Annotated in this window: 17 protein-coding genes; 13 read left to right on the top strand and 4 right to left on the bottom strand. The window is 48.6% G+C overall.

Features of this window, described 5'->3' with window-relative positions:
- Window positions 1-251: 251 nt before the first annotated feature.
- The 4 genes from ACI31H_RS00245 to ACI31H_RS00230 all read left to right on the top strand — a co-directional run bounded on the left by ACI31H_RS00245 (window position 252) and on the right by ACI31H_RS00230 (window position 9,385).
- Complete coding sequence (locus tag ACI31H_RS00245; RefSeq protein WP_439769998.1) at window positions 252-1,244, top strand: ornithine cyclodeaminase family protein; 993 nt, start codon at window positions 252-254, stop codon at window positions 1,242-1,244.
- Between the two features lie 131 nt (window positions 1,245-1,375).
- On the top strand, window positions 1,376-4,870 hold the full coding sequence (locus ACI31H_RS00240) for a peptidase M23 (protein ID WP_439769997.1): 3,495 nt from the start codon (window positions 1,376-1,378) through the stop codon (window positions 4,868-4,870).
- Window positions 4,871-4,981: 111 nt separating this feature from the next.
- The gene (locus ACI31H_RS00235; protein WP_439769996.1) at window positions 4,982-7,420 is read left to right on the top strand and encodes an SEC10/PgrA surface exclusion domain-containing protein; all 2,439 of its coding nucleotides are present in this window, start codon (window positions 4,982-4,984) and stop codon (window positions 7,418-7,420) included.
- Window positions 7,421-7,870: 450 nt separating this feature from the next.
- On the top strand, window positions 7,871-9,385 hold the full coding sequence (locus ACI31H_RS00230; protein ID WP_439769995.1) for an ABC transporter substrate-binding protein/permease: 1,515 nt from the start codon (window positions 7,871-7,873) through the stop codon (window positions 9,383-9,385).
- A gap of 244 nt (window positions 9,386-9,629) precedes the next feature.
- Here the strand turns inward: ACI31H_RS00230 and ACI31H_RS00225 are convergent, their stop codons facing one another.
- The gene (locus ACI31H_RS00225; protein WP_439769994.1) at window positions 9,630-10,199 is read right to left on the bottom strand and encodes a hypothetical protein; all 570 of its coding nucleotides are present in this window, start codon (window positions 10,197-10,199) and stop codon (window positions 9,630-9,632) included.
- A gap of 247 nt (window positions 10,200-10,446) precedes the next feature.
- Between ACI31H_RS00225 and ACI31H_RS00220 the strand changes: the two genes are divergently transcribed.
- A complete protein-coding gene (locus tag ACI31H_RS00220) occupies window positions 10,447-11,553 on the top strand; it encodes an AI-2E family transporter (protein ID WP_439769993.1) in 1,107 nt (368 codons plus the stop codon).
- A gap of 189 nt (window positions 11,554-11,742) precedes the next feature.
- Here the strand turns inward: ACI31H_RS00220 and ACI31H_RS00215 are convergent, their stop codons facing one another.
- Window positions 11,743-12,459, bottom strand: coding sequence for a hypothetical protein (locus ACI31H_RS00215; RefSeq protein ID WP_439769992.1), 717 nt, complete (start codon window positions 12,457-12,459; stop codon window positions 11,743-11,745).
- Window positions 12,460-12,596: 137 nt separating this feature from the next.
- Entirely contained in the window at window positions 12,597-13,310 is a 714-nt protein-coding gene (locus tag ACI31H_RS00210; protein ID WP_439769991.1) for a MucBP domain-containing protein, read from the bottom strand.
- Between the two features lie 140 nt (window positions 13,311-13,450).
- On the opposite strand from ACI31H_RS00210, the gene ACI31H_RS00205 reads away from it, so the two are divergent.
- Window positions 13,451-14,053 (top strand): ECF transporter S component, encoded by a 603-nt coding sequence (locus tag ACI31H_RS00205; RefSeq protein ID WP_439769999.1) that lies wholly within the window; start codon window positions 13,451-13,453, stop codon window positions 14,051-14,053.
- Window positions 14,054-14,105: 52 nt separating this feature from the next.
- On the opposite strand, the gene ACI31H_RS00200 is transcribed toward ACI31H_RS00205, so the two are convergent.
- Complete coding sequence (locus ACI31H_RS00200; protein ID WP_439769990.1) at window positions 14,106-16,322, bottom strand: AAA family ATPase; 2,217 nt, start codon at window positions 16,320-16,322, stop codon at window positions 14,106-14,108.
- A 231-nt stretch (window positions 16,323-16,553) separates the two neighbouring features.
- Between ACI31H_RS00200 and ACI31H_RS00195 the strand changes: the two genes are divergently transcribed.
- From ACI31H_RS00195 to ACI31H_RS00165, 7 genes are all read left to right on the top strand, one after another.
- The gene (locus ACI31H_RS00195) at window positions 16,554-16,739 is read left to right on the top strand and encodes a hypothetical protein (RefSeq protein ID WP_439769989.1); all 186 of its coding nucleotides are present in this window, start codon (window positions 16,554-16,556) and stop codon (window positions 16,737-16,739) included.
- A gap of 119 nt (window positions 16,740-16,858) precedes the next feature.
- Complete coding sequence (locus ACI31H_RS00190) at window positions 16,859-17,125, top strand: phosphocarrier protein HPr (protein ID WP_439769988.1); 267 nt, start codon at window positions 16,859-16,861, stop codon at window positions 17,123-17,125.
- Window positions 17,125-18,858 carry a phosphoenolpyruvate--protein phosphotransferase gene (gene ptsP / locus ACI31H_RS00185; RefSeq protein WP_439769987.1) on the top strand — a complete coding sequence of 578 codons (1,734 nt, stop codon included), beginning with the start codon at window positions 17,125-17,127 and terminating at the stop codon, window positions 18,856-18,858. The genes ACI31H_RS00190 and ptsP overlap by 1 nt, the downstream gene beginning before the upstream one ends.
- Before the next feature lie 217 nt (window positions 18,859-19,075).
- Window positions 19,076-20,290, top strand: coding sequence for a glycosyltransferase family 4 protein (locus tag ACI31H_RS00180; protein WP_439769986.1), 1,215 nt, complete (start codon window positions 19,076-19,078; stop codon window positions 20,288-20,290).
- Between the two features lie 2 nt (window positions 20,291-20,292).
- Window positions 20,293-21,327, top strand: coding sequence for a glycosyltransferase family 4 protein (locus ACI31H_RS00175; RefSeq protein ID WP_439769985.1), 1,035 nt, complete (start codon window positions 20,293-20,295; stop codon window positions 21,325-21,327).
- Window positions 21,320-22,348, top strand: coding sequence for a lysylphosphatidylglycerol synthase transmembrane domain-containing protein (locus ACI31H_RS00170; protein WP_439769984.1), 1,029 nt, complete (start codon window positions 21,320-21,322; stop codon window positions 22,346-22,348). The genes ACI31H_RS00175 and ACI31H_RS00170 overlap by 8 nt, the downstream gene beginning before the upstream one ends.
- Window positions 22,349-22,385: 37 nt before the next feature.
- The gene (locus ACI31H_RS00165; RefSeq protein ID WP_439769983.1) at window positions 22,386-22,637 is read left to right on the top strand and encodes a DUF1797 family protein; all 252 of its coding nucleotides are present in this window, start codon (window positions 22,386-22,388) and stop codon (window positions 22,635-22,637) included.
- Window positions 22,638-22,926 lie beyond the last annotated feature (289 nt).

The raw sequence follows: 22,926 nt of genomic DNA, 5'->3' as shown, positions 1-22,926 counted from the left end.
AAAGCCAATAACCACACGCCTTTGGCGTGATTATTAGCTTTCAAGTTTCAGTTATATATTTGATTTTTACTGTAATGTTGTTTCTTGATTGCAAATATAAAGTTAGTAAAAAATCTTTAATTATTCTCAATAAAGAATGATTAACCTTTAGAATTAATAGATACGGAGATACGGAGTACCGTCTCACCAACGACGGTGCTTTCTTTTTATGCTAAAATGGAACCGATTACACCAACTCGGGAGGTACCATCATGAAATATTTATCAGCACAGGATATCCAAGCTTGTTTTTCGATGAAGGATGCAATTGCGGTTGACAAGGCTGCGTTGGTCAGCTACTCTGCCGATCAGGCCGATATCCCCCTCCGCACCAACCTTGACGTGCCGGACCACCACGGCCAGGCTCTCTTCATGCCTGGCTATGTCCGTGGCACCCAACCAGCCCTCGGCATGAAGATCGTTTCTGTTTATCCGGATAATGCCCAGCAGGGTCTTCCCAGTGTGCCCGCTACCATGGTGGTTATGGACGCCCACACCGGCATTGTCTCGGCCATTCTTGATGGCACCTATTTAACCCAATTACGGACCGGGGCCGTCCAGGGGGCCGCCACCGACTTATTGGCCAAGACTACTAGTAAAACCGCCCTGCTAATTGGAACCGGTGGGCAGGCCATGTCCCAACTCCTGGCCATGTTAACCGTCCGGCCGCTAACCAAGGTCTACGTTGCTGACCGTGACTACGCCAAGGCCCAGGACTTCGTTAACCATGCCACGACCCAATTCGCTAATCATTTTACGGTAACGCTTGAGGCGGTCCCGGACCCCAACGCAGTCGTTGCGGATGTCGACATTATTACCTGTGTCACCACCGCCCACGACCCCGTCTTTGATGGCCGCCTAATCCAGCCCGGTACCCACATCAACGGGGTCGGTGCCTACACACCGGCAATGCACGAGGTTCCCACCAGTGCGATTACCCAGGCCGACCGCATCTTTGTCGATACCGAGGACGGCACCCTGGCTGAGGCCGGTGACCTCCTTGCGGCCCTCCACGATGGCCAAATTGACCGTTCAGCAATCACCGGTGAACTGGGGCAGCTGGTCAATGGTGACGTTAGCGGTCGGACCACTGACCAGGAGATTACCTTCTTCAAGACGGTTGGTACCGCGGTCCTTGACGTGGTGGTCGCCAGTCAAATCGTTGACCGTGCCACGGAACAAGGGATTGGTACGGATCTTAACTAACTTAAATTCGCCACTATGGTAAGGCCGGTGCCCGGTTAAACCATGGTGGCTTTTTACGATCAATTGTTTTACGCCTAAAAAGTTCTATAATGAAGGATGTTATAATTTTGCATTATCAGGGGAGATAAGTAATGAATACTAACCAACATTTCCGTCATGCTAGACACTTGGCCATGGCGGGCTTAACACTGACCGTTTGTGGCACCGTCCTGGCCCTGCACCAGGCACAGGCTCATGCGGATGCCGCCGTTGATAACCAACCGTCAGCAACGACTGCCGCTGATACGACAACCTCAGCGACCGTCACTACGCCAGCAGCTACGAATACTGCTCCACAGGCGATCACCACGCAGTCTGCCACTGCGGCGACTACTACTAATACAGACCGTGGTAACTATGGCCACCTCGACCAGGTTAACCTGAGCAACGGTCAACTCCAGTTAAGTGGCTGGAATGCCAATGGTGCTGCTAGTGACCGGCCATATCATGAGATCATTGTCCTCGACCAGGCCAACCACGAACTCGGCCGGACCGCCGCGGTCACTAACCAACGTCCCGACGTTGCGGCTTCTTACGCCAACACTCCCGGTGCTTTAAACTCCGGTTGGTCGGCTAACTTCACAATTAACAGTAACGACTGGTTTAACCAACCACTGCGAATCGTCAGCCGTTACAGTAATGATGCTGCAGCCAACAATAGTGATGCCGACTTCTGGTATGCACCGGTAACGATCGATAACCGCAATGAAGGGAACCTCGATAGCTGGTCCTTTGCGGATGGTCACCTCAAGGCGAGTGGCTGGAATGCTACCAACACCAGCTACCAGGACCGTAGCCACTGGATCATCGTCTTTGATAAGACCCAGGGGCGGGAACTGACCCGGATCAAGGTGGACACCACCGCTCGTCCGGACGTGGCCGCGGCCTACCAGTCCATCTATAATTCCCGGAATGCCGGCTGGCAGATCGACTATAACTTTAACAATGACGCCCGTTACTTAAATGACCAGCTACAGTTAATTTCCCGTTACTCCAGCGATGCGCAAAATGGGGAAGGGAGTCACGTCGACTTCTGGTACAGTCCCTTCCAAGCTGACCGGCAAAATGTGGCCTCACTTGATGAAGCCAAGATTTCTGGCAACCAGCTGTACCTGACTGGCTGGCACGCCACGGATGGTGAATTAGGCCGGGCGCATCACTACATTATTGTCTTGGATAATAATGGTCATGAAATTTCCCGTCATGAGGTGACTAACACGAGTCGTCCAGACGTGGGCCGGGTCTACCCTGGCATCTATAACGCCGCTAACTCCGGCTGGGCAACTGACTTTACGTTAACGCCGGCCATGGTTGAGGGACCAATCCGGATTATTAGCCGCTATAGCTTTTCTAGTGACGGTAACACCAATAATGTTGACTACTGGTTTGCGCCAGTTACCTTTAACCATAACTATGCCCAAGTTACTGGTGTTCAATCGGCTAATGGGCAAATCACTATTACCGGTTACCATGCTGCCGATGCCGCTTACGGTGAACCCAACCACTTCCTAATCCTCTTTGACAACACTGCTAACCGGCAAGTGGCCGCGGTTAAGACAACCGCGAGTGCTACGCCAGCAGCTGCCCGGGGACTCGACGCTTATAACGCCGCTAATTCCGGCTTTACGGCCACGTTGAATGTACCAAATGGTCTGAACAGTAGCCACCAGTACTCACTGGTCCTGCGTTACTCGGCTGACCCGAACGACAATGGAAACAACGCGGCCCACACCGATCGTTGGCTGACCCTAAACCGGGCTAACGTATCTAGCCTCGACGGGGTTAACTTCAGTAACGGTGACCTGGTCGTCTCTGGCTGGCACGCCGATGACTTTAGTGTGGTGGCGCCTTACCACTACCTGATCGTCGTTGATAACACGACTCACCAACAGGTCACTGCACAGCGGGTTACTACGACGGTTCAACGGGAGGACGTTGCCAAGGCTTATCCAGCCATCATCACGGCGGCTATGTCAGGCTTCAACGTTAACTTAGGTCGACTGAACCTACAGGCTAACCACTCTTACTCCTTTGTTAGCCGCTACTCCACCTCTGCGCAGGACAACGGTGGCAATGGTGCCTACCAGGACCAGTGGATGGGCCCCGTGACCTTCAATCAAACGGCCGGGTTCGTCGATGGCTTCACCCAAACGGCGACCGGCTTCCACGTGAATGGTTGGCTGGCCAGTGACCAGTTATTATCAAAGCACCACCCTTACGTGATCGTGCTTGATAATGGTCGGGAAATTGGTCGGGCGGCGATTACCCAGTTCAGCGCCCGTCCGGATGTTGCCAACCACTATGCGCGTGTATACAACAGTGGTAACTCCGGCTTCAGTGTCGATGTACCGACGAGTATGCTCCCATCAACCCTAAAGGATGGTCAAATTTCCTTTATTCTCCGGGTTACCGATGATCCGGCCGGCAATGGCAATGCCACGGACCTACGGATGGGTAACTACCCAATTAACAATGGGCGGATTAGTCTGAGCTTTGACCGGGCTAACAACACTATTAACGTCAGCGGTTGGCACGCCTCCATGGCTGACGCTAGCCGCCCATACCAATTCTTAATCGTCCTCGGTGCTGACGGCCATGAATTCTACCGGCGGGCCTTGAATTCCACTAACTCCAACCAGGCGGTTAGTGATGGTGCGGCCTACATTGTAAATGGTCAGCGGTCCGGCTTTGGAATAACTTTGCCGGTAACGGATGCCATGAACCACTGGGGGATTAAGGTTCTGCACCGCTACTCCAGCGACGTCAACGGTAATAGTGACTACATCAACTTCGTATCACCCGAAATCGGGATTAACGACGGGTTCCAGCACTTAAACGGTGGCACGGTTTACTACGACCCGACGACGGGGCAACGGGCAACCGGCTGGCGGACGGTTAATGGTAACCGCTACTACTTCTCCGATGGCTACGAAAACCAACCAATGCCCGATGACTTATGGGTCTACAACGACCAGCTCAAGGGGCAGATGTACACCGGGGTAAATTACGTTGATGGTCACTGTTACAACTTCGGCAGTGACGGGATTGCCCGGGCCCAACCACAGAATGACGGTTGGTCCTGGCCATTCCCAGCTGCCGGACGGGGCTCCTTCGCTCCCGGTCAGGCCTTCGGTTACTCCAGTTACAAGCGGACGAGTGAGTATCCGGGCAATGACCGGCGGAACTACTACCACGACGGCCTCGACTTCGGTGCTTACGACCACCCTGGTTCAGAAGTGCATGCCGTTCACGGTGCCAAGGTGTTGGATGTTAATACCTGCCGGAATAGCAAGGGTGAGACAATGTGGTGGTACATCATCGCCTGGGACGGCCGTTACCTCTACGTCTACCAGGAAGCCTTCCAAACCCGGGCCCAGATTGCGGTTAACCCTGGTCAGATCATTTACCCTGGCCAGGTAATCGGCTGGCGGAATACCAGTCACTTGCACCTGGGAATCAACACCAGTCCAAACTACGGAATGGACCTCGCGCACTCTTTCCAACCAAGCTGGTCGGACCCGAGTGCCGCTACCGGTTCCGGAACCTGGCTCGACCCACAGTGGGTAATCAGCCACGGCGGCAACTAACCGCTAACGTAACAAAAACATTAAGGGACGATGACAATTTACGATTGGTCATAGTCCTTTTTTATGTTTCAGAGTACAATATTATTAATAATGTGGAGGGGGATTATAGACATGAACAGGAAGCTCGGTAAAATTATTGCGACTGCGGCGGTAACCACCGTTGCTGGGTGGGCACTGTTTGACAATAACGTCAAAGCGGACACCACTGTAGCAAGTGATCAGCAACAGTTGGTAGTTCAACAGCCACAACAATCAACAACGGCTAACAACTTGAACTTATACTCAAATAATTTAAACCAGGTTCAAAACGTTCAAAATATTAATTTTCCAGCAGGCTACACTTTAAACGCGGTCCGCAACATCAACAATGCCGATGCTGCTAATGCTTTCGAACAGCAGGTGGCCCGGCAGGGAATTTACAATAATGATTATCAATCTGACCCGGTCGCGGCCCAGGAACAGGTCGATATTAACCACCTGACGGCCAACCAGGTTGAAGAGATGAACCAGTACGGTCTCGGTTTAGTCAACCGGGCCCGGTCTGAATTCGGGCAGGCGCCGTTTACCCAAAACGCGGCCACGATCAACCAGGTTCGGCAAATGGCCCTGGAATACCAGTCGCGAAATGAATCCCTATTGAAGGGAAACTGGCACGACTATGGTATTTTACAGGGGCGGTCGGAAAACATTGCTACCTTCCAGATTTACATTGATGATGTTCCTGGTCTAACTGCCCGGCCATTTGCCCAGGCGAAGGGGAGCGACTTTGCCAACAGTAACTCTGTACCGCTCTTTACCCTTAAGACGATGGATGACCTGCGGGCGTTAGTTTATTACGGTATTATGGGAATGTTCTTTAACGATGCCGAAGATATCTTTGGCCATGCCCAAAACTTCTTAACTTATAACCAGCCGATCACTACCTTGGCCCTGTACCCGGCGCTGACTTACTCGGCCGGCAATGGTAGTTGGGGGAACGGTAGTCACTTTACTTTCCGCTTGGAAAACATCGATATGCACTACATCTGGACTAATGGTAGTGACTACGATACGAACCACTTTAGCAACAGCAACACGGTCTCCGACTATTGGGATGACCGTGACAACGGTAACTATGGGAACCTCGATGGCGCCTACCTTACCAGTACTGGGCAATTAGTGGCGACTGGCTGGCACGCGGCGAACGCTACCCAGGGCCATCCCTACCGTTACATTATCGCGATCGATCAAAATGGTCGTGAACTAGGGCGGGCCCGGGTTACTAATGTGGAACGCCAGGATGTCCGGCGGGCCCATGACGTTTACAACGCTGATCAATCGGGCTTTGCCGTCCGCATTGACCTTAGTTCGGCCCTGGCCAACGCGACGAGTATCCGGCTGATTAGCCGTTATAGTGCCGCGGCTGATGGGAACAGTAACTACATTGATTATTACTTTGCACCGATTACGGTAAACCGGGGGAACTATGCCAGCTTTGATGGGACAACCGTCAGTGGCGATCAGCTGCACCTAACTGGTTGGCACGCGACTAACCAGGCTGCGGATAAGCCTTACCATTACATTATCGTCTTGAATAATGGTCGGGAAGTTGACCGGGTGCTGGTAAGAAACGGCATTAACCGGGCCGACGTAGCCAATGTCTACCCCCAAGTCGATGGCTCCGGCCGGTCGGGCTTTGCGGTGGACGTGCCCCTGAACCGGCTTAACTTTAACCAGCGTATCCAGGTGATCAGCCGTTACAGTGCTAGCGTTGATGGCAATAGTGACTACGTCGATTACTGGTTTGCACCGCTAACGGAAGGTAACTACAGCAACCAGGGAAGTCTTGATAACTTTAGTATTGCTAATGGCAAGTTGAACATTAGTGGCTGGCACGCCAACGCGGTCAGTCAGTTTGAACGCAACCGTTTCATTATTCTCTTTGATACGACGACTAACCAGCAGGTTGGAGCCTGGCGGGTAAATAATGTTGCCCGGCCGGATGTGCAACGGGCTTACCCAACGGTGATTAATGCGGGCCAGTCCGGCTTTAACCTCAGCCTGGACCTGGATGGTTTAAACCTTGTTCCTGGTCATCGCTATGCGGTTATTAGTCGCTACTCGACGGCTAATAGTGGCAACGGTAATGGTAACGGTAGCCAGTATACCGACTACTGGTTTGGCGCCCAGGACCTGCTCAGTAATGAAACCGGGAACCTGGATGCCTGGAACCTAACTACGGCCAGCAATGGTCAGTACCGGTTAACCCTAAGTGGTTGGCGGGCCAGCAACCTTCTTAATGGTTACCATACCTTGATTGTGTTTGATAATACACAGGGACGTGAAGTTGCCCGGCAAACAATCACGAATACGGTGGCCCGGCCAGACGTTGCGGCTATCTATGGTCGTCGCTATGTTAATGCGGGGCGGTCCGGCTTTGCGACGACGATTAACCTGCCAAGTGGCCTGCGCTTAAACGATAATTACAAGATTATTGACCGCTATTCACTAACCCGGGATGCCAACGAAAATTACGTTGATGTCATGTTCCCGCTCGGGGCACTGCGGTAATAAAAAGGGGACTGTGACTTAAAGAAGAAGAACCATTCGGAATTTTTCAAAAAATTCTGAATGGTTCTTTCTTTTTATCATGATAATGTTCATCGTTTTTTCAGCCCGATATAATTTGAAATCATTAGAACTGTACAATCAGGTAACTCGTCCTCAATATACTTGTAATTACTTTAGATTATTATATTCTTCCAGGGGTATTAAAGGCATCAGGGGTCCGGCGATGTCTTTTTCTTTTGTTAATATGTTTATATTTTAAAGGAAAACGGAACTGAATGAGATCCGAATATTTCAGTCAATGCCGGTTATTATTAGGGACTTAGGTCCTTTTTTCTTTTGAATTATTCTTTATTATGTATACTTATCGAACTTTATGGAAATATATTGCATATTTAAACATATAAGCGTATATTAATTAACAACATCAATTACGCAAAGGAGAGTTCGGCTATGAAGCATATTAAGCAATTAATAATGATGTTAATTATTCTCGCTTCGTTAGTCGTCGCACCATTGAATGCTTTCGCCGCGGCCAATAGTTCAGCCAGCAGTTCCGACAGCACCACTAGTAGCTCCACCGCTACAACCAGCGATGACTCGTTGCAAAAGATTAAACAAAAGGGCACCCTGGTCGTCGGTACCAGTGCTGGTTACCCGCCCTATGAATTTACAACCAAGAAGAACGGCAAGACCCATTACGTTGGTTTTGAAATGTCCCTGGCCCGTCAGCTTGCCAAGGACCTCGGGGTGAAAGTGCAGATTAAGAACATGGACTTTGACTCCCTCCTGGTGGCGCTTGAGTCACACAAGGTCGACGTTGCAATTGCCGGAATTAACATCACTCCCGAGCGTAAAAAGAGCGTTGACTTTTCTAAGACCTATTACAAGGGGACTAAGTACTTCCTGATTAAAAAGTCCGATAAGAGCAAGTACAAGACCTACCAGGACTTTAAGGGCAAGACCGTTGGTACCGAAAACGGGGCCATGGAGTACTCCTTAATCAAGAAATACATCCCGGACGTTAAGGAAAAGGGACTGTCCAAGTGGTCATCACTGGTAATCGCATTACAGTCACGGAAGCTAGTTGGGGTTCTAATGGATTCCGCGACCGCCCAGGCATTTGCTCAGGCCAACCCAGACCTCTACGCCTTTAACTCCCACATTAAGTTCAAAACAGCCGGGGTAGCGATCGCCTTTCCCAAGGGTGCCACTTCGTTAGAGGCCGCTGCTAACAAGACAGTTGATAAGGTCAACCGGGAAAAACTAATCCAGAAGAAGTGGCTACCACAGGCCGCCAAGATGATGAAGTCGTCAAACAAGCAAAATACCGTCGCCAGCTACTGGTCCTTCTTTGCCAAGGGGGTCGGCTACACACTCTTAATTACGGTTGTTGCCGTCATCTTTGGTTTCCTCCTCGGAATTTTGTTTGCCCTGATGCGGCTGTCGAGTAGTAAGCTCCTCCACGCGATTGCGATCTGCTACATTGAGTTCATCCGGGGGACACCAATGCTGGTCCAGATCATGTTCGTCTACTTTGGAATTGGGGCGGTTATCCGGTCAATGCCGGCGCTAATCGCGGGGATCATTGCCGTTTCGATTAATTCGGGGGCGTACGTAGCTGAAATCATCCGGTCCGGGATCCAATCTCTCCCGATCGGGCAGACTGAAGCTGCCCGGAGTCTGGGGATGACGAAGAAGCAGACCTTCCACTACGTCATCATCCCCCAGGCCCTAAAGAACATTTGGCCGGCCCTGGGTAACGAATTCATTACCCTGTTAAAGGATAGTTCCCTGGTTTCTACTATTGGGGTTGCCGAGTTAATGTATGAAACTCAGTTGGTTCAATCCGATACTTATAAGGGGGTCTTACCTCTCTTCATCACGATGTTAATCTACTTCATCCTGACCTTTACCCTCACCAGGATCCTCAACCACTTTGAAAAACGGCTGAAGCATGCCTACTAAAAGAACAACCTGAGATTAGGGGAGTGCAGCAGAAGTCAGTTACGGCTTCGGGGTTCTGAGAACTCTCGTGAGTACAAATAGCCGCAAGCGTTCGGGCTTTTCCGAATGTTTGCGGCCATTTCGTTGGTGACTGTTGATCTGGGGAAAGGAACTTATGTCACCGCTCCCTTTTTAGTCTTAGAGTAAACAAAAAACCGTTGGGAAAATCCCAACGGCTTTTTGCGGAATGCTATTATTGTCACCATTAATTTTGGTGTGTGATGACAGCATCACTCGGCAGGCTACCTGAGAAGTCCTGGTACTGAACCTGGGAACTACCCTTAGTAGTGTAGCGGTCCATACCATCACTGTCGACGTGGTGGGTAACACCCTTGGCGTCGGTCCAGCTAGCAACATCCCCTAAGCCGAGTTGCTTTTGTTCGTTTTGCTTAACATTGCTGATTTGACTAGTGGACTTAGCTGGTGCTACGGCAACGTTGTTCGCGTTACTTACACTGCTGGAACTAGCCTTAGTGTTGCTAGAAGCAGTGGCCGCAGCCTTAGCACTCTTCGTACTCGTCGTGGCGCTAGCTTGTGATACAGCAGTCGAAGAAACGCTGCTGCTTGAAGATTTGGTAACTGATTGTTCGCTAGCGGACTTAGCTGACTTGTTATCAGCTTTCTTGTGGCTACTTTGCTTAACGACCTGTGAGCTCGTAGCTTCATGCGTCTTATGGGTAGTCGTTGCATTGTTAGCAGCGCAACCGCCTAACCCTAAAGCAAGTAATACAACTAAAGAACTGTTTAATACCTTTTTATTTAACTTCATCATCATAATAGCACCCCTTCCGCAATGTTATTTAACATTGTTGTTTCCTTTCAATATATTTATTGTAACACGCTTGAAATATTTATGTAACCTTTTAGTCAATAAAATGATAATTAATTTCAATCTTAGTCATTTTTCGTAACAAACGTCTAATAAGGGTGGGGGAACGGTTAAAATTAATAACCTGGTCTAGCCTTCACCGCTAAAAAGCCGTAATATATAGGAAGTTATTATTAAGAAACGGGGAAGAACATTGAAGGAGAGATACTATCATTGGCTATTTTGGCCAATTTTACTACTTTTGCTTGCGAGCTTGATCCTAGTTTGTACTAAGATTCAGTTTATATTTCAGCCCTTTTTAACCTTTATTTCGGTCGTCTTTGTACCACTAATTTTATCGGGCTTCTTATATTACATGCTAAATCCGATCTTAAAACTAATTCTCAAGATCCGGATTGGCCGTTTCCACTTTAACCGGGGGATTGCCAGCTTATTGTTGGTCCTGGTATTAATCTTAATTATTGTGGGTGGGTTAGCCGCGCTGATCCCGCCCGTGGTCAAGGAAGTAACTTCGCTGGTAACCCACCTGCCGCAAACGGCTAGTGGACTCCAAAAGCTGCTAAACGAGACCATTCAGCATTCGGCGCTGCGCAACGTCGACCTTTCTTCTTACTACCGTCAGTTTGACCACCAGTTGGCTAAGTATGCCCAGGTTGTCTTAAAGGGTCTGTCATCCCGGATCGGGGATGTGGTCAATGCGGTTACCAATATTACGGTAGTGACGATCACGGTACCGGTAATGCTTTTCTACATGCTAAAGGATGGTTCCAAACTGGGCCCGAGCATTCAGCGGTGGTTGTCACCACACCACGCTAAGGAAGTTGAACAGCTGCTCAATAAGATGAATAATACCTTGTCATCTTATATTGCTGGTCAGGTAATTGAATGTTTATTTGTCGGCGTCTTTACTTCGTTAGGCTATGTAATAATTGGCCAGCCCCTGGCATTGGTACTAGGGATTACGGCCGGTCTTTGCAACATTATTCCCTACATCGGGCCCTATATCGGAATTGCCCCCGCACTATTCGTTTCATTGACGATGGCACCGCGGAAAATAATTCCGGTCATTATTGTGGTTATAATTGTCCAACAGATTGACGGTAATGTTATCTACCCGAATATCATCGGTAAGAGCCTGCAAATTCACCCGTTAACGATCATTTTGCTGTTACTGGCTGCTGGACACATCGCCGGAATTGCGGGGATGATCTTATGTATTCCTGCCTATGCGGTGGTTAAGACGATTTGCGAGTACTTCTTCGATATTTACCGGATCGAGCACCCGGTGAGCAAGGAATAGTTAGTTTATATAATAAAAAGTAGGGGCTGTGACATAAGTCCCTTTATATGGATTAAAGACGAATAACGCGGTACACAAATGGGGTCCAAAGTCCGGCAAAAGCCGAACTCTGGACCCCTATTTGTGCTCGCGGGGGCTCGAAGACGAAGTCGTACCGACTTCTGTCTCGCTCCCTTGCTTTTTTCGGGTCTAATTCCGGTTAACTACTCCATAATTAGGGGCGGCATTGATCTGGTTATCGAAGTTGATAATCCACTGGTCAGTACCATCGTAATGAAGGTTGAAGTCCCGTTGGTCATATTGAACGGCATTATCTGGCAACTCGTCATAGTAATCAGCATAGGTAATTTGGCCGTTGTCATTAATTCGGTCCATTAAGTCCCAGTTAACATTGTGGGTTCGACCCTGTGCATCTGTCCAAACCCAGTTATAGTAAAATGCCGCCGGACATTCTTGCTCATCAGTAGTGGTTGCCTGCTGGCTACCCGGTGTTACTGGTGGGGTAACCTGGTTAGTAGTAGTATTCACAGTAGTCGGATCAGCCACGAACTGCTTGTTGGTCGTGGCGTTATATGAACCAGCGTTAACCGTGCTGGTTGCACTATCGACGGATTGGCCGGTGTAACTCGTAACGGTGTTCGCCGTTACTGGGGTAGTAGTGTCCGTGTTATTTTCCTGTTTAACAACTGTTTGCTTATTCTGACGATCGCTATTTTCCGGTTTAGCAACTGCCGGCTTATTGCGACTATCATTATCTTTCTTGTGACTGCTTGGTTTAGTGACCTTGGCGGAAGCTGGCTCATGACTAGCCTTGTGCGTACTGGCGTTGTTATTAGCACAACCACCAAGCCCTAGTGCGAGTAATAATACTAATGAACCATTGATAATTACTTTATTTAGTCTCATTTTGAACACCCCTTTAAAACACGGGAGGCATTACTACCGCCTATCTACACACTCTTATTGTAACATATATGAAAACTTTATGTAATATGACCGTAATAAAAAGCGGCCGCGAAAATGATGATCGCAGTCGCTTAAGACTAGTCTTCTTGATTATCTATAATTACATAGTTTCCCGTCACAAATTGGTGGTCACCGATTTGGTACCAGGTAATCTCACCATGGTCATCGAGCTTTCCAGAAATATTAACGCGCTTACCATCGGGGATGGTGGCCACTCTTTGTCCATATGGTGCGTCAAAGACATCGATTCCTTTACCTGGCAGATAGTCGATTGTTCCCTGAACATTTTTGAGAGGGAGGATCGTCAGCTGGTCAGCAAAGCTGGACTGGTGGTTTTCTTCGTCATAAGGGTTGTTAACAACCCGCATCCCATCATATTTAACCCACTGACCAGCACCAAGTTCGTACCAGGTCTCACCATCGGCCGTGTTAATCCGCCGGAAGGCCTTGATGACAATCCCGGCTGGCAGGGGTTCGTTGATTGGTAAACCATTTGCCTGATCATAGATGGTGGTTACCTGGTCGAGGTGCAAGTATAGGTCAACGTCCTCGACGGCTTGCCATGCATCCTTACGGTAGTACAGGCGAACGTCCTTACGTTGCATATCAAAGCTGCCTTCTGCCGGTCCCGTTAGTTTAATAAAACGGTAGTGGGGGAATTCCTTCTTGTCAACGTGATACTTACACCCAACGATCCCCTTCATTAACTGTGGGACCATCAGTTTTTCCCCCGTGTCAATATCAATGTAGTAAACCCAAATTGGGTTACCAGTTCTTAAATGTTCTAACATGCTGCCACCCCGTCACAAAAAAACTTATACAGGCCTATTATACTGCATTTTTGATGATGTGTAGGGGTGGGTTGAGCTAGCGAAAGTGGGGGACTTTTGGTAAAATTAATTCGTTTTCAAACGAAGGGAGGGTGGTTAAGTTGACCCGCCGCCAACGAATTCGCCGGAACACGCTCCGGTCCATTTTTATTGCGATCATTATCTTACAAGATTTCGTGCCCTTTCTCGGTAACATCCCCCTGGGACCGCTTAGCATTACCACCCTGCACGTGACCGTTTGTATTGCGGCCATTGTACTGGGACCGGTCGACGGTGCCATTGTCGGTGGTACCTGGGGCCTTCTAACCTGGGTCCGGGCATTTGTGGCACCATCAAGTCCATTGGCACCGCTAGTGATGATTAATCCGCTGGTTTCAGTCCTTCCCCGGATTATGATTGGGATCGTAGCAGGCTACCTTTACCGGTGGTTACACCGGGGACCGCGCCACCAGAAGTTAGCAATGACGATTGCTGGGATGGCGGGTAGCCTGACCAATACCACTTTGGTGTTGGGCTTTATTTATCTTTTCTACCGGACGCCAGCCGTGGCGCAGACCTACGGGGTTGATGTATCCCACCTATTAGCGGCCCTGTTAGTAATCTTAGCTACCAATGGTACCCTGGAGTTGATCTTTGCGGCCGTGGCCGTCCCGTTAATTGCGTATCCGGTGTCAGAAGTTCACCGCCGATTAGCTGCGCTATAAAAAAATAGAGGCTAGGGAAAATCCCCAACCTCTATTTTTTATTTGCAATTAATTAGTCGTTTTCACTAGAAACCTTAGCTGGTTCTTGGTGGTCAGCAGCAACCACGCTGATGTTACCGTCAGCATTAAGTTGAGCTGCCAGGTCGTGAACGTCATTGTGGTCTAAAACGTAATCAGCGATCCGGTCCTCAATTTGTTCTTGAATTACCCGACGAAGTGGACGGGCACCCATCTTTGGATCATAGCCTAGGTCAACTAACTTCTCATCAACGTCTTCTGGGACATCGATGTGGAGCTTCTTGTCAGCCAGCATCCCGTTAACATCGTCAATCATCAGGTTAACGATCTTCATCAGGTCATCCTTAGTGAGGGCGTTGAATTGAACGATGTCGTCAAACCGGTTCAAGAATTCTGGCTTGAAGTAGTTCGTCAACTTGTCGATGATGGAGTGGGTGGAGCCAGAAGCTTCGGCACCAAAACCAACACTGGCTACCGCATCCCCGGTTCCGGCATTCGAAGTCATGATAATGATCGTGTCCTTGAAGCTGACCGTCCGACCTTGTGAATCGGTCAACCGACCGTCATCAAGGATTTGCAGGAACATGTGCATAACATCAGGGTGGGCCTTTTCAACTTCATCCAGCAGGATCAGGCTGTATGGGTGGCGCCGCACTTGTTCAGTCAATTGACCAGCTTCTTCGTAGCCGACATAACCAGGGGCCGCCCCAATCAGCTTAGAAGTAGACGTCTTATCCATGTATTCAGACATGTCAAACCGGATCATGGCATCCTTAGAACCGAAGAGTTGCTTAGCTAATTGCTTAGCGGTTTCGGTCTTACCAACACCAGTTGGACCAACGAAGAGGAAGGAACCAATTGGCCGACCGGACTTGTTCAAACCAATCCGGTTCCGCCGAATGGCCCGGGCAATCTTATCAACGGCCTCGTTTTGACCAATAACGTGGGCTTCCAACTTCTTGTCGAGGTCCCGCAGCTGGTTTTCTTCTTGTTCTTGCAGGTCGCCAACCGGAATGTTGGTCTTTTCTTCGACGATCTTTTGCATATCCTTGTCGGTAACCGTTGCCGAGTCTTCCGTGTGGTTTTCTTCGGCATCCTTCTTTGCCTTTTCCAGCCGGGTTACTTGGTCACGGTAGAAGGCGGCCTTTTCGTAATCCTGGTTGTCGACGGCTTGTTGCTTGTGGGCTTCGGCCGTGTGGATTTCGTTTTCGATCATGTTTGGATCAGCCGTCTTCAATGTTAGGTTCTTGCGTGAACCGGCTTCATCCAAGAGGTCGATGGCCTTGTCAGGCAAGAACCGGTCTTGGATGTAACGGTCGGACAGCTTAGCAGCTGCGACGACGGCTGCATCGGTGTACTTAACGTGGTGGTAGTCTTGGTAGCGACCTTTAATACCGTTTAAGATCTTGATGGTCTCATCAACGGTTGGTTCGTCAACTTGTACTGGTTGGAACCGCCGTGCTAAGGCCGCATCCTTTTCGATCTTCCGGTATTCGTTCAGCGTCGTGGCCCCAATTAATTGGAAGTCACCCCGTGCCAGGGCCGGCTTCAAGACGTTACCAGCGTCCATTCCACCTTCAGCATTACCGGCACCCATGATTTCGTGGATTTCGTCAATGAAGAGGATGATGTTCTTGTTCTTACGAACTTCTTCCATTAACTGTTGCATCCGCTTTTCGAATTGGCCCCGGATACCCGTACCTTGAACCAGGGAAACAACATCCAAACGAATGATTTCCTTATTGGCTAACTTTTCTGGTACCTGACCGGAAACAATTGATTGGGCGAGTCCTTCGACAACCGCGGTCTTACCAACCCCGGCTTCACCAATCAGCACTGGGTTGTTCTTGGTCCGCCGGTTGAGGATTTCAATTACCCGTTTAATTTCGTTGTCCCGGCCAATGACGGGATCGATCTTTCCTTGCCGGGCCATGTCGGTGAGGTTAATACCGTATTGACCCAGGATTCCTTTACCGCCGCGCCGGCCACCGCCACGTTGGGCTTGGGCGCCAGGGTTTTGACCATTCATATTGGCAGCTTGACCTTGCATGTTGTTCATGGCATTCATAAAGTCTTCGAGGCTTCCAAAATTGAAGTTGTTCATTCCGTTACCTCCGTTCATCATATTGGTTTGTAGGTTTTGTAATTTTTGATAACATTCTTGGCACAGATCAATTTGAATCCGTTGCCCGTTAAAATTCATTTGTAAATGGATTGTTGCAGGGTTTTGATGGCAATTTTGACAGAGCATCTAAATTAATACCTCCCCGAATATTTTCTCCAAGAAATGTTTGACCATTCTTGACCATTGATTATTATTATACTTACTTTTTATCACGAAGCAAGTATTGTGACTGACTTTAAGAAAAAATATAATACTGCTGTATCAGGCACTGACCATATTTTAGCACTCTTAGTGATTGATTGCTAAAAAGGTGTATCGTGTATAATAAGAAAATGAAATGACTTGGAGGGGATATTAATGGTAGAACGCGACTTTAAACAACAGTTAGATGATTTACGGTCCGGTAAAATTGACCACTTTATAATCACGCCGGAGGATTTTCAAGAATTCCAGCGAATTTACCATGCTTATCCGTACCGGACCCAAATTGAAGGAAAAGCTGATATCGGTGGCAAAATTACCTACCATTTAATTCAGCGATAACTTGCGTTGAACCGTCTTGTATTTACCGCTTACAATTGCTAAAATATATCTATCGAGGTGTATCAGTGGTAAACTTATCACTGATAAAAGTAAATCTGCTCGAAGGAGACTGATTAATAATGGAAAAACGCGATTTTACTATTACTGCTGAAACTGGTATTCATGCACGTCCAGCTACCATTCTGGTTCAGACTGCATCAAAGTTTTCATCCGATGTTACTCTGTCATACGAAGGTAAGAGCGTTAACCTGAAGTCCATTATGGGTGTAATGTCACTTGGTGTTGGCCAAAATGCTAGTGTTACCATTACCGCTAGTGGTGACGACGAGAAGGAAGCACTGGATGCTGTTGCTGAAACTATGAAGAAGGAAGGATTGACTGACTAATGTCTTTACTACTAAATGGGCTAGCAGCGAGCAATGGGATTGCCATTGCGCCGGCTTACCTATTAGTAGGGTCAGACTTATCCGTCCAAAAAGAGCATACGAATGATAAGAATCATGAGGTCACCCGGCTTCATGATTCTTTTGCGTTCAGCCAGCATGAGCTACGTATCATTCGTGATCAGGCTCACCAGCAGCTGGGCCAACGGGCAGCGACAGTCGTCGATACCCAGTTGGCAATGCTTAATGATCCGGCATTTATGGCCGCCATTGAAAAGGAGGTCAGAGAGCATGACTTTACTGCGGAGTGGGCAGTTCGGGTAGTGACTGACCGCTACTTAGACCTGTTTGAACACCAGAATGATAATGACTATCTTCAGGCGCGGGGGATGGCAATGCAGGACGTGGCTAAGCGCTTGTTAAGCCACCTCCTAGCCGTTAATCTACCGGACCCGCAGCAACCTGACCACCGGGCGATTATTGTGGCAAAGAATGTGACGCCGACTGATACTGCCCAGTTTAACCGCCACTTAGTCGCTGGGTTGGTGACGGATGAGGGGGGCCGGACCTCCCACTTTACGATTATGAGCCGGACACTATCATTACCAGCGGTAGTGGCGACTAACGATGCGACTGAAAAGATCCATGATGGGGACCTTTTGATTGTCGATGGTATCCATGGCAAGGTAATTGTTCAGCCCAGCGAAGATGAGCTGGAACTCTACCGCTTACTAGCTGGTCAATTTGCCCGTGAACAAGAGGCTTGGGGAGCCTTACGGGACCAGCAGACGGTTAGCGTCGATGGTCGGCATTTTGAAGTAGCCGCCAATGTCGGCACCCTGGCGGACCTAGATGATGCCCGTCAAAATGGTGCCGAAGGGATTGGCCTTTTACGGACCGAATTTCTGTATATGAACCAGGCCCAGCTGCCGGATGAGGAACAGCAATTTACGGCTTACAAGCAATTCGTCACCGCTATGAGCGACCAGCGGGTGGTGGCCCGGACACTGGACATTGGCGGTGACAAGAAGTTGGGGATGGTCCCCTTACCGGAAGAGGCCAACCCCTACTTAGGTTTTCGGGCAATCCGGGTAGGGTTAGCCCGGCCCGAGATCTTACGGCCCCAACTCCGGGCACTACTCCGGGCTTCCGCATACGGTCGGTTGGCGATTATGTTTCCAATGGTGGCGACGATTGAAGAATTTCGCCAGGCCCGGGCGATTCTTGATGAGGAAAAAGAACAACTGCAAGCTGCCGGTGTGAAGGTGGCCCAAGACATCGAGGTCGGCATGATGCTGGAAGTTCCGGCGGTCGCCATGATGGCCGACGCCTTTGCCCCCGAGGTGGACTTCTTTAGCATCGGTAGTAATGACCTAATTCAGTACCTGTTTGCGGCTGACCGGGGGAATGCGCGAGTAGCATACTTGTACCAGGAGCTCCATCCTGCTGTTTTGCGGACCGTTAAGCGGGTAATTGACGCGGCCCACGCGGAAGGTAAGTGGGTCGGTATGTGTGGTGAAATGGCTGGTAATCCCATGGCGACCCCACTCCTAATGGGGATGGGTTTGGACGAATTCTCCATGCGGAGTAGCCAGGTTTTGCAGATTCGGGCATTGATCAAGCAACTCAGTACCCGGCATTTGCAACCGCTAGTTCACCGGGCATTAAATGCCAAGACAGCACCGGCAGTCAGCAAGTTGGTTAAGGAGTTTGTTCCTGCACTCGAAGATAAGTAAGTTAGGTTTCAGTGTTTTCTGGGAGGAGATACTGAAACTTTTTTTATTAATCGAAGTTGCGGGATTGCCTTAAGAAAAAATTAATCTCTTATAATAGAACTTGTCGTCCCTGGTTAGTCATTGTTACAATAGGAGAAATGCGGCTTTTGCTAAAGAATACGGGATTTAGTATAATGAGAGCCATTATGGACAGAACTAAAAGATTGGAGCAGTTAGTGTGAATATTGGTCTTTTTACAGATACATACTTTCCTCAGGTCAGTGGGGTTGCGACGTCGATTAAGACCCTGCGTGATGAATTGACTGCTCAGGGACACAATGTCTACATCTTTACGACGACTGACCCACAGGCCAAAGAGGATGATGTTGAAAACGGCATTTATCGCTTGCCAAGTATCCCCTTTATTTCGTTTACGGACCGGCGAATTGCGGTGCGGGGGGCCTTCCGGGTTGTCCGGCTGGCCAAAGAATTACAGTTAGACATTGTTCATAACCAGACGGAATTTGCGTTGGGCTTAATGGGGAAGATGGTGGCACACGAATTAAACATTCCCTGTCTCCATACCTACCATACGATGTATCAGGACTACCTTCACTATATTGCTAACGGGCACATCGTGAAGCCAAAGAACGTGGCGACCTATGCGCGAATGTATATGCGGAGCCTAGATGGGGTGATTGCCCCTAGCAAACGGGTCTTAGACACCCTTCAATCGTATGGGATCACGGTCCCAATCCGTATTATCCCGACTGGAATCAACCTTAATGTGTACCAAAAGCAGGATGATCCGGCTCAGATCCAAGCGCTGCGTGCCAAATATGGCTATGATGCGGATACACCAGTGTTACTATCGTTAAGTCGCTTGGCCTATGAAAAGAATATTCACGCGTTAATCGATGCCATGCCGGATATCCTGGCCCAAAAGCCCACGGCGCAGTTGTTGATCGTGGGGGATGGACCAGCTCGGCAGACACTAGAGCGGCAGGTCCGCCAGATGGATTTGACGGCGCACGTTCAGTTTGCGGGCGAGGTTAAAAATGAGGTGGTCCACCATTATTACCAGATGGCTAACGTCTTTGTATCCGCCTCGGACTCGGAGTCGCAGGGACTGACCTACGATGAGGCTTTAGCTTCCGACCTCCCAATCGTGGTAATGCGGAGTGTTTATACGGATGAGCTCATTGATGATCCGGCAATCGGTATCAGTTTCCAAAAACGGGCTGACCTAGTCAAGGGGGTTATTCACTACCTTGACCATCCCGGAAATGAGGAGTCACACGCTAAGCGTCAGCAAAAGCTCCACGCCATTTCGGCGGAAGTGTTTGGAAAGCGCGTCGTGGCCTTTTATCGTAACTGTCAAGATAAGATGATGGTTGAAGAACAAGCCAAGTCACAACACCACCATCGTTTATTTCACCGTTTAAGGAGCTAGTGATGATTAAAATTACGATGTTTTCTTCGGCTGATAAGGTGGCTGGCCAGGGGGTCGGTAGCGCTTATCTTGAGCTGGTTAACCTATTGAAAACCCATTTTACGGGTGAATTTGATGTTGAAATAAACCATTACCGGAAGAGCGATGTGAGTCATTACCACACCATTGATCTTCCTTTTTACTTTTCGACCTTTTCCAAGAAGCGCGGACAAAAGGTCGGCTATGTTCATTTCTTGCCTGAAACACTGGAAGGCAGTTTAAAAATCCCACAACCATTTCGTGGGATTTTTTATCGTTATGTGATCGCATTTTATAAACGGATGGACCATCTGGTGGTAGTTAACCCGTCTTTTATTGACAAATTAGTGGCCTACGGTATCCCGCGGGAAAAGATTAGCTATATTCCGAACTTCGTTGACAGCCGGCGCTTTCATCCGGTATCGGCTACAGAACAACAACAGCTGCGGAAGAAGTTTAAGCTGCCATTAGATAGGTTTGTTGTTTTGGGGAGCGGTCAGGTGCAGGAACGAAAAGGGGTTCCTGACTTTATCCAACTAGCACGCCAGAACCCGGATGTTCAATTTGTCTGGGCGGGTGGCTTTTCCTTTGGCCGGTTAACCGATGGCTATCAAGAATTAAAAAAGGTCGTGGACAACCCGCCCGCAAATCTTCGCTTTACAGGGATCGTAAGCCGGGACGAGATTGCCCAGCTTAATAATGCGGCTGACCTTTTCTTACTGCCTTCTTTTAATGAGCTATTTCCGATGTCGGTGCTAGAGGCGTTTAGCTGTGGTACACCGGTGATGTTACGGGACTTGGACCTCTATAAGGCGATTATTGCTGGTGACTATGAACCAGCTAAGAATGTTGAGGAGATGCAGGTTAAGTTGACGCTACTGCGTAACGACCCTGCTCGCTTAGGTTACTGGAGAAGGCAGGCGCATAAGGCAGCTGAACGTTATTCCGAAGAACACCTGGCGGCAATTTGGCAGAAATTCTATCGGGAACAGGCACAGGAAGGAGCAGGCCATGACTAGGAAAAACTGGTTTGTACTGGTGGCGATGCTATTAATCGGCGGTGGAATTATTGCCTATTCACTCCGGACCGTTAATATTCGCCTGCTAGTACGGGACTTCTTTACCCTTAATTGGTGGTGGATGTTAGTCGCCTTAATTTGTATCTGTCTTTACCTTGCCCTAGAAGGAGTGGTGGTAAAGGCTTTTATGGCGAACCGTTACCCGAGCTTTACCTGGCGTGACGCGATGCGGCTACCACCAATTGAACAACTCTTTAACGGGATTACCCCTTTCTCGACGGGGGGCCAACCGGCTCAGCTAGTTGCCATGCTCCAGAGTGGTGTTGATGGTGGGGTAGCCAGTTCGGTTTTACTGATGAAATTTGTCGTCTTCCAAGCGATGATTGTCATTAACTTTTTAGTTAGTCTGGTGATTGGCTTCCACTTTATTGCTGAAAAGCTCCACGCATTGTCATTGCTGGTGTTGTTGGGCTTTACGATCCACTTAGCAGTTATCGTGGGGCTCTTGTTAGTAATGTATTGGTATAACTTCACCAAAAAGGCGATGAACCTAGTGATCAAACCCTGTGCCTGGTTTATGAAGCCAGCCCGCTATGAGCGGATGCGCCTGACTCTAAATGAGAAGGTTGATTCCTTTTACAAGGAAAGCCTGCGCATGAAGGGGGAGTACGGGAAGCTAGCTAAGGTTTGTGTTGTAACGTTATGCCAGCTGTTCTTTTACTACATGATTCCATACTTTATTATGCTGGCACTGGATGTTCATGGAATGAACTTCGTGATGGTGGTTAGCTTGCACGTGCTAATTTTTATGATCATCTCGCTTTTTCCAATTCCTGGTGGTGCTGGTGGTGCTGAATACTCTTTCTCGGTACTATTTGCTAGCTTTATCGGTTCCGGGAGTAAACTCGTTTTAGCGATGATTTTATGGCGCCTATTGACGTATTATTTTGGAATGTTTGCCGGGATGGTTGCATTAGTAGTCAAACCAGATAAAATTAAACATGATGTTGAAGGTGAGTAATGGCTGACATTACTCATCTTTTAATTTGAAGGAGGGGATGGCAGTGAAGTCACAGCTGCTACAAATTATTCGGCGTCTGGATGCAATGCAGCATGACCGGAGCGGGCGTCGACAACGCCGAACCTTTGAACAGTTCGGTATACCGGTATGCGAGGTGACCTATAATCGGGATACGGATGAGTTTATCTTTGTCCGTTTTCGGCCCCAAGAACGTTTCCGCTTTGATGATCTCGACCTGGCCGCAATTGAAGTGTTTAATAGCTTGTACGATTTACAGCATACCTTTTAACTTTTTTGTAAAAAGGTGTTGACGAACGACTTGATGCTTGGTATATTATTACTTGCTGTTACGGAGCAGCTGTTAATTGAATTAACTGCTTCAAAAATAGTTGTTGACAGAGATTTGTTTATCTGTTAATATGATTAAGTTGTCTCGTGAGTGAGTCAAGAAAAAATAATTAAAATTTATTCTTGACATCGATTTGATGAGATGATATAATGTAAAAGCTGTTTGATGGCAGCTTGGTAGACCTTTGAAAACTGAACAAAGTTTCGACGAATCAAATGTGTAGGGTCTT

The sequence above is a fragment of the Limosilactobacillus sp. genome (assembly GCF_051873035.1).
Lineage (GTDB): Bacteria > Bacillota > Bacilli > Lactobacillales > Lactobacillaceae > Limosilactobacillus.
This window is presented reverse-complemented; position numbering and strand designations above follow the sequence as displayed.

Coding starts and splice junctions, on each gene's coding strand:
- ACI31H_RS00200 (WP_439769990.1), bottom strand. CDS start 16,322: ATGCTCTGTCAAAATTGCCATCAAAACCCTGCAACAATCCATTTACAA.
- ACI31H_RS00190 (WP_439769988.1), top strand. CDS start 16,859: ATGGAAAAACGCGATTTTACTATTACTGCTGAAACTGGTATTCATGCA.
- ACI31H_RS00195 (WP_439769989.1), top strand. CDS start 16,554: ATGGTAGAACGCGACTTTAAACAACAGTTAGATGATTTACGGTCCGGT.
- ACI31H_RS00230 (WP_439769995.1), top strand. CDS start 7,871: ATGAAGCATATTAAGCAATTAATAATGATGTTAATTATTCTCGCTTCG.
- ACI31H_RS00235 (WP_439769996.1), top strand. CDS start 4,982: ATGAACAGGAAGCTCGGTAAAATTATTGCGACTGCGGCGGTAACCACC.
- ACI31H_RS00245 (WP_439769998.1), top strand. CDS start 252: ATGAAATATTTATCAGCACAGGATATCCAAGCTTGTTTTTCGATGAAG.
- ACI31H_RS00170 (WP_439769984.1), top strand. CDS start 21,320: ATGACTAGGAAAAACTGGTTTGTACTGGTGGCGATGCTATTAATCGGC.
- ACI31H_RS00225 (WP_439769994.1), bottom strand. CDS start 10,199: ATGATGATGAAGTTAAATAAAAAGGTATTAAACAGTTCTTTAGTTGTA.
- ACI31H_RS00240 (WP_439769997.1), top strand. CDS start 1,376: ATGAATACTAACCAACATTTCCGTCATGCTAGACACTTGGCCATGGCG.
- ACI31H_RS00210 (WP_439769991.1), bottom strand. CDS start 13,310: ATGTTAGAACATTTAAGAACTGGTAACCCAATTTGGGTTTACTACATT.
- ACI31H_RS00175 (WP_439769985.1), top strand. CDS start 20,293: ATGATTAAAATTACGATGTTTTCTTCGGCTGATAAGGTGGCTGGCCAG.
- ptsP (WP_439769987.1), top strand. CDS start 17,125: ATGTCTTTACTACTAAATGGGCTAGCAGCGAGCAATGGGATTGCCATT.
- ACI31H_RS00165 (WP_439769983.1), top strand. CDS start 22,386: ATGGCAGTGAAGTCACAGCTGCTACAAATTATTCGGCGTCTGGATGCA.
- ACI31H_RS00215 (WP_439769992.1), bottom strand. CDS start 12,459: ATGAGACTAAATAAAGTAATTATCAATGGTTCATTAGTATTATTACTC.